The organism is Ruegeria sp. TASC047 (assembly GCF_059612445.1).
This window is the reverse complement of record NZ_JBXWQP010000038.1, coordinates 59,335-72,872: the sequence shown is the minus strand read 5'-3', so window position 1 is coordinate 72,872 and position 13,538 is coordinate 59,335. Positions and strand designations below refer to the sequence as shown.

General features: G+C 57.8%; 15 protein-coding genes. 8 read left to right on the top strand and 7 right to left on the bottom strand.

Annotated features, from left to right (window positions below; all coding sequences use genetic code 11):
- Positions 1-37 precede the first annotated feature (37 nt).
- Positions 38-535, top strand: coding sequence for a GNAT family N-acetyltransferase (locus AC2FLO_RS15075; RefSeq protein ID WP_496753989.1), 498 nt, complete (start codon positions 38-40; stop codon positions 533-535).
- 217 nt (positions 536-752) lie between these two features.
- Here AC2FLO_RS15075 and AC2FLO_RS15070 read toward each other — a convergent pair whose 3' ends face one another.
- A complete protein-coding gene (locus tag AC2FLO_RS15070) occupies positions 753-1,439 on the bottom strand; it encodes a response regulator transcription factor (protein ID WP_171724917.1) in 687 nt (228 codons plus the stop codon).
- Positions 1,440-1,601: 162 nt separating this feature from the next.
- On the opposite strand from AC2FLO_RS15070, the gene ribA reads away from it, so the two are divergent.
- Together ribA and AC2FLO_RS15060 are read left to right on the top strand one after the other, a co-directional pair.
- A complete protein-coding gene (gene ribA / locus AC2FLO_RS15065) occupies positions 1,602-2,693 on the top strand; it encodes a GTP cyclohydrolase II (protein WP_267364329.1) in 1,092 nt (363 codons plus the stop codon).
- Positions 2,690-3,190 carry a L,D-transpeptidase family protein gene (locus tag AC2FLO_RS15060; RefSeq protein ID WP_480484110.1) on the top strand — a complete coding sequence of 167 codons (501 nt, stop codon included), beginning with the start codon at positions 2,690-2,692 and terminating at the stop codon, positions 3,188-3,190. The genes ribA and AC2FLO_RS15060 overlap by 4 nt, the downstream gene beginning before the upstream one ends.
- On the opposite strand, the gene AC2FLO_RS15055 is transcribed toward AC2FLO_RS15060, so the two are convergent.
- Positions 3,174-3,833: a YggS family pyridoxal phosphate-dependent enzyme gene (locus AC2FLO_RS15055; RefSeq protein WP_496753987.1), complete on the bottom strand. Its 660-nt coding sequence runs from the start codon at positions 3,831-3,833 to the stop codon at positions 3,174-3,176. The two genes, AC2FLO_RS15060 and AC2FLO_RS15055, sit on opposite strands and share 17 nt — an antisense overlap.
- Positions 3,834-3,932: 99 nt before the next feature.
- Complete coding sequence (locus AC2FLO_RS15050; protein ID WP_496811717.1) at positions 3,933-4,952, bottom strand: porin; 1,020 nt, start codon at positions 4,950-4,952, stop codon at positions 3,933-3,935.
- Positions 4,953-5,237: 285 nt separating this feature from the next.
- On the opposite strand from AC2FLO_RS15050, the gene AC2FLO_RS15045 reads away from it, so the two are divergent.
- The 4 genes from AC2FLO_RS15045 to holA all read left to right on the top strand — a co-directional run bounded on the left by AC2FLO_RS15045 (position 5,238) and on the right by holA (position 9,920).
- A complete protein-coding gene (locus AC2FLO_RS15045; RefSeq protein ID WP_496811716.1) occupies positions 5,238-5,723 on the top strand; it encodes a DUF3576 domain-containing protein in 486 nt (161 codons plus the stop codon).
- Positions 5,724-5,795: 72 nt separating this feature from the next.
- On the top strand, positions 5,796-8,417 hold the full coding sequence (leuS, locus tag AC2FLO_RS15040) for a leucine--tRNA ligase (RefSeq protein ID WP_496753983.1): 2,622 nt from the start codon (positions 5,796-5,798) through the stop codon (positions 8,415-8,417).
- Positions 8,404-8,895 (top strand): LPS assembly lipoprotein LptE, encoded by a 492-nt coding sequence (gene lptE / locus AC2FLO_RS15035; protein WP_480588313.1) that lies wholly within the window; start codon positions 8,404-8,406, stop codon positions 8,893-8,895. The genes leuS and lptE overlap by 14 nt, the downstream gene beginning before the upstream one ends.
- A complete protein-coding gene (gene holA / locus AC2FLO_RS15030) occupies positions 8,892-9,920 on the top strand; it encodes a DNA polymerase III subunit delta (RefSeq protein ID WP_480588315.1) in 1,029 nt (342 codons plus the stop codon). The genes lptE and holA overlap by 4 nt, the downstream gene beginning before the upstream one ends.
- 1 nt (position 9,921) lies before the next feature.
- Here the strand turns inward: holA and AC2FLO_RS15025 are convergent, their stop codons facing one another.
- Complete coding sequence (locus tag AC2FLO_RS15025) at positions 9,922-11,106, bottom strand: TIGR03862 family flavoprotein (RefSeq protein WP_496753982.1); 1,185 nt, start codon at positions 11,104-11,106, stop codon at positions 9,922-9,924.
- 48 nt (positions 11,107-11,154) lie between these two features.
- Here AC2FLO_RS15025 and AC2FLO_RS15020 point away from each other — a divergent pair, with 48 nt between their 5' ends.
- Positions 11,155-11,451, top strand: a complete 297-nt coding sequence (locus AC2FLO_RS15020; protein ID WP_480588317.1) for an HNH endonuclease — start codon at positions 11,155-11,157, stop codon at positions 11,449-11,451.
- Here AC2FLO_RS15020 and AC2FLO_RS15015 read toward each other — a convergent pair whose 3' ends face one another.
- From AC2FLO_RS15015 to AC2FLO_RS15005, 3 genes are read right to left on the bottom strand one after another with little or no spacing between them, the layout of a single operon-like run.
- On the bottom strand, positions 11,452-12,189 hold the full coding sequence (locus AC2FLO_RS15015; RefSeq protein ID WP_496753981.1) for a VOC family protein: 738 nt from the start codon (positions 12,187-12,189) through the stop codon (positions 11,452-11,454).
- Entirely contained in the window at positions 12,186-12,794 is a 609-nt protein-coding gene (locus AC2FLO_RS15010; protein ID WP_480588321.1) for an enoyl-CoA hydratase/isomerase family protein, read from the bottom strand. Before AC2FLO_RS15010 ends, AC2FLO_RS15015 begins: the two co-directional genes overlap by 4 nt.
- On the bottom strand, positions 12,791-13,534 hold the full coding sequence (locus AC2FLO_RS15005; RefSeq protein WP_496753980.1) for an SDR family oxidoreductase: 744 nt from the start codon (positions 13,532-13,534) through the stop codon (positions 12,791-12,793). Before AC2FLO_RS15005 ends, AC2FLO_RS15010 begins: the two co-directional genes overlap by 4 nt.
- Between the last annotated feature and the right edge of the window lie 4 nt (positions 13,535-13,538).

Genomic DNA, 13,538 nt, shown 5'->3' with positions numbered 1-13,538 from the left:
AGTCTGTTGTTCGCCGCCCTACCGCTTGGAGCCATGTATGAAAGAATTTACATATGGGACTGTTTCATCAGATCATGTGTCTGACTGGAGAGATTTGCGGCTTGAAGGCGCACGTGATTTTCCGCTGGGTTTTCTTGTAACTTTGGAAGAAATGGCCGCGGCTGATCTGGATCGCTGCCGCGACATTCTGAAAGGCGGCAGCATCCGTGGGGTATTTAGTCATGGAAAGTTGATTGGTTACAGTGGTTTTCGCCCTCAACTGCTCAAACAAACGAAGCACCGCGGCGAAATTGGGCCCTTTTTTGTGAGCCGAGAGTACCACGGTAGCGGTGCAGCAACGACAATGATGTCGGGTTTGATAAATGAAGCCAAAGCAAACGCTTTGGAACAACTTGAACTATTTGTGGATACCGAAAACCATAGGGCTATCGCGTTCTATGAGCGGTTCGGCTTCGAACGTATTGCAACTCATAAAGATGGTGTGCGGATTGAAGGAAGCTCCAGAGACGACCATTTCTACACGCTTCGATTATGAGACTGGGGCGGCCAAGCTGCTATTCAAGCAGAAGGCAGCATCCGTCAAAATGGGCTCAAAGCGGACTTCAACTCGCCACCCCTGACAAAAAAAGCCGGGCCATTCGGCCCGGCAGTCCAACAGGGAGGTGCATGTCATAACCCGGACATGCGCGGGTTGGGAGTAACCTAATTATGAGTACAGGGTATCACTTTGATCCAAGTCAATCCACACCCAGTTAAGACACTAGCCTATATCCACCGGATTCTGTGACCAAAAGGCGCGCATTTGACGGATCGGGCTCAATCTTCTGACGCAGGCGGTAGATGTGGGTTTCCAGCGTATGCGTTGTAACACCAGCATTATATCCCCAAACTTCGTGAAGCAGCACATCCCGCGCCACCACGCCGTCGGTCGAGCGGTACAGGAATTTGAGGATGTTGGTTTCCTTCTCGGTCAGGCGGATTTTTCTGTCCTCTTCCGTGATCAGCATCTTCATCGCCGGTTTGAACGTATAGGGGCCAAGTACAAATACAGCGTCCTCGGATTGTTCGTGCTGGCGAAGCTGCGCACGGATACGTGCCAGAAGCACCGGGAACTTGAATGGTTTCGAAACATAGTCATTCGCGCCGGCATCCAGGCCCAGGATCGTATCGGCATCGCTGTCATGACCGGTCAGCATCAGGATCGGGCTTTTGACACCCTGTTTGCGCATGAGGCGGCACAGTTCGCGCCCGTCGGTATCCGGCAGACCCACATCAAGAATGACCAGGTCATAGATCGCTTCGCGCGCGCGCTCCATGGCAGAGTGACCGTCTGACGCCTCGAACACGTCAAAGTCTTCGGTCATGACAAGTTGCTCGCTGAGCGCCTCGCGCAGGTCCTCGTCATCGTCCACCAGCAGGATTTTCTTGAGTTGAGCCATTTCCCGGTCCTCCAAACGCTTTTCCATCACTTGCGCGTGGAATATGCAATCAACAAGATTTGCTGCAACCGTTTCACGCCTTCGTGTCAGAGTTCGCGGAAATGTTTCACATTTCCTTTCGAAAGGGCTAGGAGAAAGATTGAGCGTTATAGGGTAACATTGATGAGTCTCATCCCCGATATCACGGAACTTCTCGCCCGGGCTCGGGCTGATCTGCGCATGGGCGTTCCCGTTGCGCTGACCGATGACAGTGGCTTCAGCGTGCTTGCGGTTTCTGCAGAAACGCTCAGCCCACAGCGTCTGGCCGACCTGAAAAAACTAGGGAATCCGGTGGTGGCCATAACTGGGCGACGTGCTGAAACCCTGAAAGCGCGGGCGTACGACGGGGATCTGGCGCGGGTTTCGATCCCGGCGGATGCAGATATCGCATGGGTACAGGCGGTTGCTGATCCTTCCGACGATCTGAACGCGCCCATGAAGGGCCCGTTGATGACCGAGCGGCACGGCAATGCCAATCTGCACCGTATCGCAATTGCATTGGCCAAATCCGCGCGCATCCTTCCCGCTGTGGTCGTGGTACCTGTCGAGGACGGCAGGGCATTTGCCGCTTCGCACGGTTTGACCTGCATTGATCACACGCGCGCCACGCCTCATCTTGCGGATCGCAGTACTTTGCACGAAGTCGTCGCGGCCCGCCTTCCGATGGAGGTGTCCGAAGCCGGTCGGTTACACGTATTCCGCCCTGAAGACGGTGGTGAAGAGCACTACGCCGTCGAGATCGGGCGCCCGGACCGCGACAAGCCTGTGCTAGCCCGATTGCATTCTGCCTGTTTCACCGGCGATCTGATGGGAAGCCTGAAATGTGACTGCGGCCCGCAACTCCGCGGTGCCTTGGAACAGATGGGGGCGGAAGGCGCAGGCGTTCTTCTGTACCTGAATCAGGAAGGGCGCGGTATCGGTCTGGCGAACAAGATGCGCGCTTATTTCCTTCAGGATCAGGGTTTTGACACCGTTGAGGCGAACCACAGGCTGGGTTTTGAGGATGATGAGCGTGATTTTCGGCTTGGGTCGGACATATTGAAGTCGCTGGGTTTCAACTCTGTCCGCTTGCTGACCAACAACCCGGCCAAAATCGCCATGATGGAACGGACAGGTATCGCAGTAACCGAGCGTGTCCCTCTGAAGGTTGGCGAAACCTCTCACAACCGGGGATACCTGGCGACCAAGGCCAAGAAGTCAGGGCATCTGCTTTGACCCCAAACGATCTTGTTCTAACCCCACGAGGCATCCGGTTTCTTGGCAGGGTGTTTCCCTGTTCCGTGGGCAAAGGCGGGTTGAGCAACGCAAAACGCGAAGGCGATGGCGCGACCCCCACCGGATATCATCGAATCGTCGGCATGCTATACCGGGCCGACCGAATGGCCGCCCCCAGCAAATGGGCCCGTGCCATTGGCCCACGAGACTTGTGGTCTGACGACGTGTCTGAAAGCAGATACAACCACATGGTCAGCGCACCCTATGCATTCAGCCATGAAAAGCTGCGCCGCGCCGACCCGTTATATGACCTGATTCTGTTAACCGACTGGAACTGGCCAAACGCCGTTCCGGGCAGAGGGTCAGCGATTTTTCTGCACCAATGGCGCAGACCCGGCTATCCAACCGAAGGCTGCGTTGCCTTTCGCCGGGACCATCTGCACTGGATATCACAGCGCATTGCCCCCGGATCATGGCTGATCATTCCTGAGGTTTAACCCGTTCGCCAAAGATGGCCGAACCAACACGGACGTGGGTTGCGCCCAAAGCGATGGCCTGTTCGAAATCGTGACTCATCCCCATAGACAATCCATCAAGCCCGTTACGTGCAGCGATTTTGGCCAATAGCGCAAAGTGCAAAGCAGGCTCTTCATCGACCGGAGGAATGCACATCAATCCACACACGGGCAGATCCAACGACCTGCACTCGGCAATGAAACTGTCCGCGTCCGCAGGAAGGATACCGGCCTTTTGGTCTTCCTCACCGGTGTTGACCTGAATGAACAGGTTCGGGCAGTTTCCCATTTCCTGTGCCAAACGCGCCAGTGTCTTGGCCAGTTTGGGTCGATCTACCGAATGGATCGCATCGCACAGTTCCATTGCGTGACGAGCCTTGTTGGTCTGCAACGGGCCAATGAGGTGCAGATCAATACCCTCGAACTGTTCTTTGAAAGCGGGCCACTTGCTTGCCGCCTCCTGCACGCGATTCTCGCCAAAACATCTGTGCCCTTGCTCTAGAACTGCCTGCACCTTGTCATTCGGCTGCACTTTGGACACGGCAATCAGTTTGACGGAACCTGCCGGTCGGTTCGACTTTGCTTCGGCTTTGGCGATACGTGCGGTGACGTCTTGCAACGACATGGGACCCTCATCCTGTTTTGCGCAGAAAAACACCAAGTCGGCACAAAAGAAAAGGGCGAGTCCGAAGACCCGCCCTTAAACCTTGCGGTTCAGATCAGCTTAGAAGTTGAACTGAGCACCGAAGTCAGCAACGAAGGTCGAGTCTGTGCAGCTGTCACAGTCGTTGACACCGATACCACCGCGCAGCGATGCACCGCCGCCCAGGTCGTAGATCGCGCCAAGAGCAACCTGCTGAGTATCAGCAGACGCGTTACCGTCGCCGTAAGCGAAGATCAGGGTTGTTGCGGCGCCAACGTTGTAGGTTGCCGACAGACCCCATGCGGTGCCGTCAGTTGCTGCAACCTGAGTTGCGTCGTCTGCAACAAACAGAGTACCGCCGAAGTCACCCCATTCACCACCCAGGGTCAGAACGGTCAGGCTCGGATCGCTTACACCAGCAACACCAGCGTCGGTCTGGCCGTAGGCCAAAGCAGCTGTGATGTTGTTGAAGGTGTAGGTTGCGCTGATGTCCCAACGGTCAGCGTCAACAGGTGCACCGTTCACAGCTACAGTCGCTTGGTCGTACGATGCGCCAAACGAGAAGTCACCAACCGAGTACTGGAAGAACACGGCGTTCGAACCCGAACCGCCCGACGAGTAACCCAGGAAGCTGTAGTTAACGCCCGAGTACTGACCTGCGAACAGTTCCAGACCTACTTCGTTGCCGTAGTAGTTTGCCAGGTTGTCGAAGGCGCCTGCGACGTTGCCCGCGTCAACACGCAGACCGCCGTAGATGACCGAGAAGCGTGCGCCGTTCAGGCCGGCCGAGTTTGCTTCACCGGTGCTGCTGTCTTCGTCAGCTTGCAGACGAACACGGCCTTCAAAACGAACGCCGCCGTCGGTTTCTGCGATGCCGTCGATGTTCAGACGGAAGCGCGAGACCAGGATCGCGTCGTCAGTTTGAACAACAGCAGTACCAACGCCTGTCTGGGTACCGGTTGTCTGGATGTTTACAACGGTACCGCTACGATCTTCAACGTAACCAATACCAAAGCGGCCATAACCGCTGAAGTTAATCTCAGCTGCCGCAACGCCTGCGGTCGCGATCAGCGCCGTCGATGCGAAGAGAACTTTTTTCATCTTGTTTCCCTCGGTTTCTTTCAAAAGAGTTATCTACTCGACACATGCCTCGGCATATGTCTCAGCACGGACACCGTTTCGCTCTTTTTGCCCCCATTGCGCAAGCTTGGCATAAACCCGGTCACGTCATTGGGGTCAGATTGGTGCAAGGATGCCACAGTTCCTTTTCGCCCGGATGCGGGTGATACACTTACATTTCAGAAGAATAGGCTTGTTGCAGCGAGGGTCCTTGGCTAGGAGTATGCCCTGAATACTGCAAAACAAGTGAAACAGGACCTGCTGACAATGCGCCTGCCTACGATTTTGGGATTAATCATGCTGACCACCACGATTGCGGCATGCGGGCAGAATCGAAACGCTTCGACAACATACTCCCCCAACATCGCTGGCGGCAATTCGGACGAACAAGAGCTGAATGACCCCGATCGGGCAACTATCTGGGATATCTTTGACCGCAGCACCGCCGAACAGACCACAAACGTAAACCGGTATCTGTGGGCGGCTTCACTGGATGTACTGAGCTTCCTGCCTGTGCAGGAGGTTGATCCGTTTACTGGCGTAATCGTAACGGGTTACGGCACACCTCCGGGCGGCGGCCGATCCTACCGGGCTACTGTTCATATCAGCGATCCGGCGCTTGCCGCGCGCTCTTTGTCGGTTGCGCTGCAATCGAGCGGAGGGGCCCCGGTAAGCGCTGCAACATCCCGCGCAGTCGAGGATGCGATTCTGTCCCGCGCCCGACAGCTACGCATAGCGGACAACAAGTTCTAGCAACCCGCCGAAAATCACAATATTACCACGCCGGGTTCCTACCCGGCGTTTTCATTCACGAAGGACCGCAAAATGTCGCGCTACTCGGCCACCGAAATCGAAGCAAAATGGCAAGAGGCCTGGGACAAGGCCGGGATCTTCACCGCCAACCACAAGGCGGACAAGCCGAAATACTATGTGCTTGAGATGTTTCCCTACCCGTCTGGCCGAATCCATATGGGGCATGTGCGCAACTACACGATGGGTGACGTCATCGCGCGGCACAAATTGGCGACGGGTCACAACGTGCTGCACCCGATGGGCTGGGATGCATTCGGGATGCCTGCGGAAAATGCCGCGATGGCTATCGGGGGTCATCCGAAGGACTGGACCTACAGCAACATCGCCGACATGCGCGATCAGATGAAACCACTTGGCCTGTCCATCGACTGGTCTCGTGAGTTCGCGACCTGCGACCCCGAGTATTACGGCCAACAACAGGCGCTGTTCCTTGATATGCTTGATGCCGGGCTGGTCTATCGCAAAAACGCTGTGGTGAACTGGGACCCGGTCGATATGACCGTTCTGGCCAACGAGCAGGTTGAAAATGGTCGTGGCTGGCGTTCGGGCGCATTGGTAGAGCGGCGCGAACTGACACAGTGGTTCTTCAAGATCTCGGACTATTCCGAAGAATTGCTGGACGCGCTGGAGACTTTGGACAACTGGCCCGCCAAGGTGCGCCTGATGCAGGAGAACTGGATCGGCAAGTCGCGCGGCCTGCAATTCGGCTTTGAACGCACTGATGGCGGAGAGCCGATCACCGTTTATACAACCCGCCCCGACACGCTTCTGGGCGCATCATTCGTTGGCATCTCGCCCGATCACCCGATCGCAAAACAGCTTGAGGCCGAAAACCCCGAAGTGGCTGAATTTGTGGCCGAATGTCGCAAAGGTGGCACCACGGAAGAAGCCATCGAAACTGGCGAAAAGCTGGGCTTTGATACAGGCATCAAGGTCAAGCACCCGCTGGACCCGAGCTGGGAACTGCCGGTCTGGATCGCCAATTTCATCCTGATGGATTACGGCACTGGCGCAATCTTTGCCTGCCCTGCGCATGACCAGCGCGATCTCGACTTCTGCCGCAAGTACGGCCTGCCTGTGGTCGACACATTCTTTGCACTGGATGACGAAGCGCCGGTCGACAAAATTGCATTCGTCCCGCCGAAAACCGAGAAAGTTCGCTGGGTGAACCATTTTGCTGGTTTGACCGAGGCGACAGGTGACGAGGCGATCAACGCCACCGTCGATTTTGCTGAAAAAGCCGGTTGGGGCGAGGGTGTCACCAAATACCGTCTGCGGGACTGGGGCCTCAGCCGTCAGCGCTATTGGGGGTGTCCGATTCCCGTCGTGCATTGCGAAAGCTGCGGTGTGGTGCCCGAGAAGAAAGAAAACCTGCCGGTCCGCCTGCCCGACGATGTGACATTCGACAAACCCGGCAACCCGCTGGACCGCCACCCGACCTGGCGCGATTGTTCCTGCCCCTCCTGCGGTGCTTCGGCCAAGCGCGAGACCGACACGATGGACACGTTCGTCGATTCGTCGTGGTATTTCGCGCGCTTTACCGCTCCGCATGCGAAAACACCCACCGATCTGGCTGAGGCCGAGTATTGGATGAATGTCGACCAGTATATCGGCGGCATTGAACACGCGATTCTGCACCTGCTTTATTCCCGGTTCTTTGCGCGGGCGATGAACCTTACCGGCCACTTGCCCAAAAAGGCTATCGAGCCGTTCGATGCGCTGTTCACGCAAGGCATGGTGACGCATGAGATTTACCAGACGCGCGACGCTAACGGCCGGCCGGTCTATCACCTGCCCGAGGATGTTATCGAATTGAACGTGGACGGTAAACGGTGGGCGGTACTACGCCACGAAGCCTTGGAAGGGCAAGACGTAGACGACGGGGCGTTGCTCGCAATGGCTAATCTCGCCAATTTGGTAGTCGAAATTATCCCTTCTGCCAAGATGTCGAAATCCAAGAAAAACGTGGTCGATCCAGTTAGCATCATTTCAGCCTTTGGCGCCGACACGGCCCGCTGGTTCGTGTTGTCCGATTCGCCACCCGAGAGAGACGTGGAATGGACGGCGGCAGGGGCCGAAGCCGCCTATAAGCATCTGAATCGCGTTTGGAATCTGTGTGACAGGATCGGTGCCATGGAGGCCAATGCAGCGGGCGAAGGCGATGAGGACCTGTTGCGCGAGATGCATAAAACCATCCGTGACGTGACATTGGGTGTCGAAAGCTTTGGCTTCAATGCCGCCATAGCCAAGCTTTATGCTTTCACTAATACGCTGGCAAAATCCAAGGCCGGAGCGGCGGCTCAGAAACAAGCGATCAAAACACTGGCCCAGTTGATGTCACCGATGACGCCACATCTGGCGGAAGATATCTGGGCGCATCAGGGCGGTGAGGGCCTTGTGGCCGTCGCCCCGTGGCCCGTCGCGGATGAGGCGATGCTGGTTGATGACACTATCACTCTGCCCATCCAGATCAACGGCAAGCGTCGCGCGGAAATCAGCGTTCCGAAAGATATGGACAAAGCCGAGGTTGAAAATATCGCGCTTAGCACCGAAGCTGTCCAAAAGGCGTTGGATGGCAACGCGCCGAAGAAAGTTATCGTTGTTCCGGGCCGGATTGTGAATGTCGTTGTTTGATCGCAGAACATTGCTTGTGATGCCGCTGGTACTGGCTGCCTGCGGCTTTCAACCGGTTTATGCTCCGGGCGGGTCGGGTTCTGCCTTGTTCGGCCGGGTGGCGGTGTCTGCGCCAAATACCGTCGAAAGCTATCTTCTGGTTCAGAACCTTGAACAGCAACTGGGCCGCAGCGCGGGCTCTGTCAGCGATTACACTCTGGATGTTCAGGTCTCGACCGAAATCCGCGGCGCGGCCATCACCACGACGAACGAGACAACGCGGTACACGATTGATGGACGGGCGCAATACGCGTTGAAATCCAACGAAACCGGGCAAGTCGCGGCGTCCGGCACCGTAACCGATTTTGTGGGCTATTCTGCTTCGGGTTCCACCGTGTCGACGCTGGCTGACGAACGCGATGCGAAAGAACGCCTGATGGTAATCCTGTCCGGGCATATCGTGAACCGCCTGTATTCTACGCCGGGCTTGTCCAAATGAAGTTGAGCCCGCGCGAGGCTGACGGGTATTTCGCCAAGCCGGATGCGGACAAGACCGGGCTGCTGATCTATGGTGCGGATGCCATGCGGGTGGCGCTTAAGCGGCAACAGGTTCTGGCCGCACTGCTTGGTCCCGGTGCGGAAGAGGAAATGCGCCTGACCCGCCTGCCGGGCGGTGATTTGCGCGGCGATCCGGCGTCTCTGCTGGACGCTGTCAAGGCAGTTGGGTTTTTCCCTGGCCCGCGCGCGGTGTTTGTGGAAGACGCCACTGAAACAGCCGCGCCTGCGATTCTGGCCGCGCTTGAAGATTGGGTCCCCGGCGACGCTCAGATCATCGTGACGGCTGGTCAGCTGAAACCAAACTCGAAAATCCGCAAAGCGTTCGAGGGGCATCCTGCGGCCTATGCGATAGGCATTTATGACGACCCGCCATCGCGCGCAGAGGTCGAGCGGGTTCTGACCGAAGCGCATCTGAAAAGCATTCCCCGCGATGTCGTGTCTGCCATCAGCGAACTGGCCAACAGTCTCAGCCCCGGTGACTTCACCCAAACCGTTGAGAAACTGTCGCTTTACAAGCGTGGTGACAACTCTGAGCTGACCATGGAAGACATCGAAGCCTGCGCCCCGCGTTCGACCGAGGCGGCGCTTGACGACGTGCTGAACGTGGTGGCCGAAGGCCGCACCGGTGAGATCGGGCCGCTGATCCGGCGGTTGCAGGCGCAAGGCACCAACGGGGTAACCCTGTGCATTGGGGCAACCCGGCATTTCCGCACGCTTTATGCCTGCGCCTCGGATCCCGGTGGCGCTGCGCAGGGAATCGGTAAGTTGCGTCCGCCGGTTTACGGCAAACGCCGTGACCGTATTCTGCGTCAGGCACAGGGCTGGGGGGCGCCCAAGCTGCAAACTGCTCTGACCGTTCTGACGGATATCGACCTCTCCCTGCGATCCGCCGGACAGACAGCCCCTTCAATGGCACTGGTCGAGCGCGCAATGATTCGTCTGGCGATGCTTGCGCGGTCGCGCTGAGTTATCTGACCTGATCCAGCCTGTCGGCAGCGGCCCGACCGGCCCAGCGACCCGTGGCAAGACAGGCCGTCAAAAGATAGCCCCCGGTTGGCGCTTCCCAATCCAGCATCTCACCTGCGCAGAATACACCCGGAATGGTTTTCAGCATCAACCCGTCATCCAACGCGGATCGTTTCACGCCGCCTGCCGTCGAAATGGCCTCATCCATCGGTCGCAGCCCCGCGTGCAGGATTGGCAGTTTCTTGAGAACCTCCACTTCGCCGGGCAGCGGCAACTGACTGCGTTTTGCCATCTCGTGAAACACGGCAATCTTCTGCGGTGACAGGTTCAACGATTTTCTCATCCATTGCGAAAGCGTGGTTTTCGACTTCCTGGACGACCATCTCGCCCGCAAGGATTGAAGGTCCAGATCAGGTGCCAGATCGACATAAAGTGGCTGCCCTTTGCGCAAAGCAGGGGTGAGGGTGTAAAGCCCGCCTCCCTCCAGCCCGGTTGCCGAGATTGCGGCCTCACCGCGGCTACCCAGGTCACCGGCCATCCACCGAACCGATTTCAGCGCCGCCCCGAAATGTGGCTGCATATGAGGGCTCCAGTCCACAGACAGGGCTGAATTCGCAGGTTCGAACCATGCCAGTTCCACGCCCCTGCCGGACAAGATTTGCGCCCACTGACCATCCGACCCAAGGCGGGCCCAGCTTGCCCCGCCCAGCGCCAGCACGGTTACAGAAGCAATCAGGTTTTGCGGCCCGTCCGGGGTCTCAAATACCAGCGCATCAGCTTCCCAACCTTTCCATCGCCAACGGGTTTTGATCTCAACCCCGGCTGCGTCCAGTCGCGCAAGCCATGCGCGCAACAAGGGCGACGCCTTCATGGTCTCGGGAAAAACCCGCCCGGTGGAGCCCGTGAACAATCTCTGGCCCATTCCACGCGCCCAGTGCTGCACGGCTTGCGCATCAAAGGCGGTGATCATCGGGCGCAACCAGTCCGCCGCACCGGCATAAGACCGCATCAGTGTCTCAGGCGGTTCGTCCTTTGTCAGGTTCAGCCCCGATTTACCTGCCATCAGAAGTTTGCGCGCAACCGAAGGCTTGGCTTCGGCAACCAGTACCGAATGCCCGGCCTCAGCCAGTTGCTCGGCCGCCATCAACCCTGCGGGGCCTGCTCCGATCACCACTGCCTGCACCATTCGCACCCTCTTGCCTTCACCATCCATCGGCGCAAGTTTCAAACCATTATGACGAACACCGATCCGATCTGCCCGCTCTGCGACCGCTCAATCCCCAGCGGGGGTGGCAGCCTGCATCATCTGATCCCAAAACTCAAAGGAGGCAAGGGCGGACCCACCGTTCTTCTGCACCAGATTTGCCACAAAGAGGTCCATGCCACCCTGACCGAGGCCGAACTGGCGCGCAGTTACAACACGGTCGCAGCCTTGCGCGCGCATCCCAGGCTTGAGAAATTCCTGATCTGGGTGCGTAAACGCCCACCCGGATTTCGGTCGAAAGTTCCGGGCAAGCGACGCAACAGGTGATCAGCCAGGCAGGACCGGATCGCCAAAGGCGTCTTTCAAAGGTGCGGCCAACCCCTCGACTTCTATTCCCTGGTAATCCGGTACGGGCGCAAACTGCGCACCCGCAAGATGCTGGAACTCCAATGTCGTATACGGTCGCTTCCACAACCATTCGCGATTCTCGACGGCCCACAAATCGGGGTTTGGAGGGGTTTCGTCGGTAAAGGCGTAGAAATGCAGATCAAAGCCATGGGGGGCCACCTCCTGCATCGACAGCAAGGACATACCTTGCGCGCGCCAAAACGCGTCTTCACCTGCGATATCACCGGTCCGAAGGGTTATCTGACCGATCCGGGCCTGCGCAAACGGAGCGTCCCGGTCCGCCGCCTGCACCGGTTTGTTACCTTCGAAATCATGTTGCAGCAATTCGATGACAAACCCTTCGGGATCAGCCAGATGGCACATATACCCGATATCCAGAAACTGGCTCGGCGTGCTTACCGCAGTACCCAGCGCGCGCAGATGCGCTGCCGCAAGATCGACATCAGGAACGGTAATTCCGATCTTCCAATATCTTTGGCCCCGGTCATGGGTGTATCCGCCACCACCCGGCAACAGCAGAAGGTCCGCATCTTCCGAATTGTAGCCGACGCGGTAACCTGATCCCTGCCGGTCAACCCGCATACCCAGAACGTCGCGATAGAAAACGGCCAGTCTTTCCGGGTCAGCGACCCGCAACCGAACGGCCGAAATCCTCATGAACACATCCTTGCGATGTCCGCGGCGACAACGGGGTCAGCGTTCACGCTGTCTGTCACAAAGTCACGCGCGGTTTGCATCAGGTGATCGGGCTCGACGATCCGGTCAACCAGACCAAAGTCATACGCCTCTTGCGCGGTGATCTTCTGACCTGCCATCAGGATCAATTTGGTTCTGGCCGGGCCCACCAAAGCCGCCAGCCGTTTCGGATCGGACGGTTGCGGCAGGAACCCCAGCTTCATCACCGGATAGAAGAACTTGGCTGTTGGCACCGCAATGCGAAGGTCACAGGCCAAAGCCATGCCATTGGCCCCGCCAGCCAAAGTTCCGTTCAACGCGGCAATGGTCAGACAGGGCAATGCGGCGATGGCACCGGACAGTCTTTCCCAGACGTCAGAGGTGGCCAGACCGGCGCGCGCCTCGTCCAGATCGGCCCCCGCGCTGAACACTTTGCCCGCGCCCGTCAGGATCAGCGCCCTCGCGCTGGTTGCGGCCTCGGCAATCCCGACCAGTTCATTCAGCATCGCTCTGGTCAGGGCGTTTGCCTTTTCTGGATTGTTGATCGTAACGACCCACAGGCCATCCTCTTTCCTCAGGTCGATCATATCAACCCGACCCTTTTTCGGATGTCTTCCAGACGCAGCGAGATTTCCGTTCCCAAATACTCATCCGCGTCCTTGGAACACATCCACAACAAGGCACGTGCTGGCCAGTCTGCGGGAATATGCGCGTCCCAGTCCAGTTGACTGACCGGATTGATACCGCTTGCCTTGATGGACCGCTGCATATCCGTGGCAACCGTCCCCGGCGACAGCCCCATGGCGCGAATACCGTGTTGGGCTTCTTCCAGATGCAGGCATTCCGTCAGCATTTTTGCCCCGGCCTTTGACGCGCAATAATGGCTCCACGCCTCAACCGGGTTGGACGCCGCGCCGGACGAGACGGTCAGAATGCTTCCGCCCCCAACGGCCCGCATCACCGGCAATGCCGCACGCATCCCGTAGAAAACACCTTTGAGGTTGATGTCGATGGCTTTGCTCCAGGCCTCAGGATCGGCGTTGGAAAGATGAAAGATTGGATCAATCACACCGGCATTGCCAATCAGAACATCCAGCCCACCGAACCGATCCACACATGTGGCCACAGCCTGCTCGACCTGCGCGAAATCGCTGACATCGCAGGCCAGCGCGATAGCCTGATCACCCAGTTCAGCGGCCAAGGCATCAATCTGATTTCGGCTGCGGGCCACTAATGCGACATTGGCCCCGGCTGCGGCAAAAACGCGCCCCGCTTCGGCCCCTATGCCACGGCTGGCCCCGGTTATCAGAACTGTTTTCCCCTGCATTCGC

Bases quoted from the DNA above. Each gene is read 5' to 3' on its own strand.
- AC2FLO_RS15015 (WP_496753981.1), bottom strand. From the start codon at position 12,189: ATGAGGATTTCGGCCGTTCGGTTGCGGGTCGCTGACCCGGAAAGACTG.
- AC2FLO_RS15075 (WP_496753989.1), top strand. From the start codon at position 38: ATGAAAGAATTTACATATGGGACTGTTTCATCAGATCATGTGTCTGAC.
- AC2FLO_RS15050 (WP_496811717.1), bottom strand. From the start codon at position 4,952: ATGAAAAAAGTTCTCTTCGCATCGACGGCGCTGATCGCGACCGCAGGC.
- AC2FLO_RS15020 (WP_480588317.1), top strand. From the start codon at position 11,155: ATGACGAACACCGATCCGATCTGCCCGCTCTGCGACCGCTCAATCCCC.
- AC2FLO_RS15045 (WP_496811716.1), top strand. From the start codon at position 5,238: ATGCGCCTGCCTACGATTTTGGGATTAATCATGCTGACCACCACGATT.
- lptE (WP_480588313.1), top strand. From the start codon at position 8,404: ATGTCGTTGTTTGATCGCAGAACATTGCTTGTGATGCCGCTGGTACTG.
- AC2FLO_RS15010 (WP_480588321.1), bottom strand. From the start codon at position 12,794: ATGATCGACCTGAGGAAAGAGGATGGCCTGTGGGTCGTTACGATCAAC.
- leuS (WP_496753983.1), top strand. From the start codon at position 5,796: ATGTCGCGCTACTCGGCCACCGAAATCGAAGCAAAATGGCAAGAGGCC.
- AC2FLO_RS15005 (WP_496753980.1), bottom strand. From the start codon at position 13,534: ATGCAGGGGAAAACAGTTCTGATAACCGGGGCCAGCCGTGGCATAGGG.
- holA (WP_480588315.1), top strand. From the start codon at position 8,892: ATGAAGTTGAGCCCGCGCGAGGCTGACGGGTATTTCGCCAAGCCGGAT.
- ribA (WP_267364329.1), top strand. From the start codon at position 1,602: ATGAGTCTCATCCCCGATATCACGGAACTTCTCGCCCGGGCTCGGGCT.
- AC2FLO_RS15025 (WP_496753982.1), bottom strand. From the start codon at position 11,106: ATGGTGCAGGCAGTGGTGATCGGAGCAGGCCCCGCAGGGTTGATGGCG.
- AC2FLO_RS15055 (WP_496753987.1), bottom strand. From the start codon at position 3,833: ATGTCGTTGCAAGACGTCACCGCACGTATCGCCAAAGCCGAAGCAAAG.
- AC2FLO_RS15070 (WP_171724917.1), bottom strand. From the start codon at position 1,439: ATGGCTCAACTCAAGAAAATCCTGCTGGTGGACGATGACGAGGACCTG.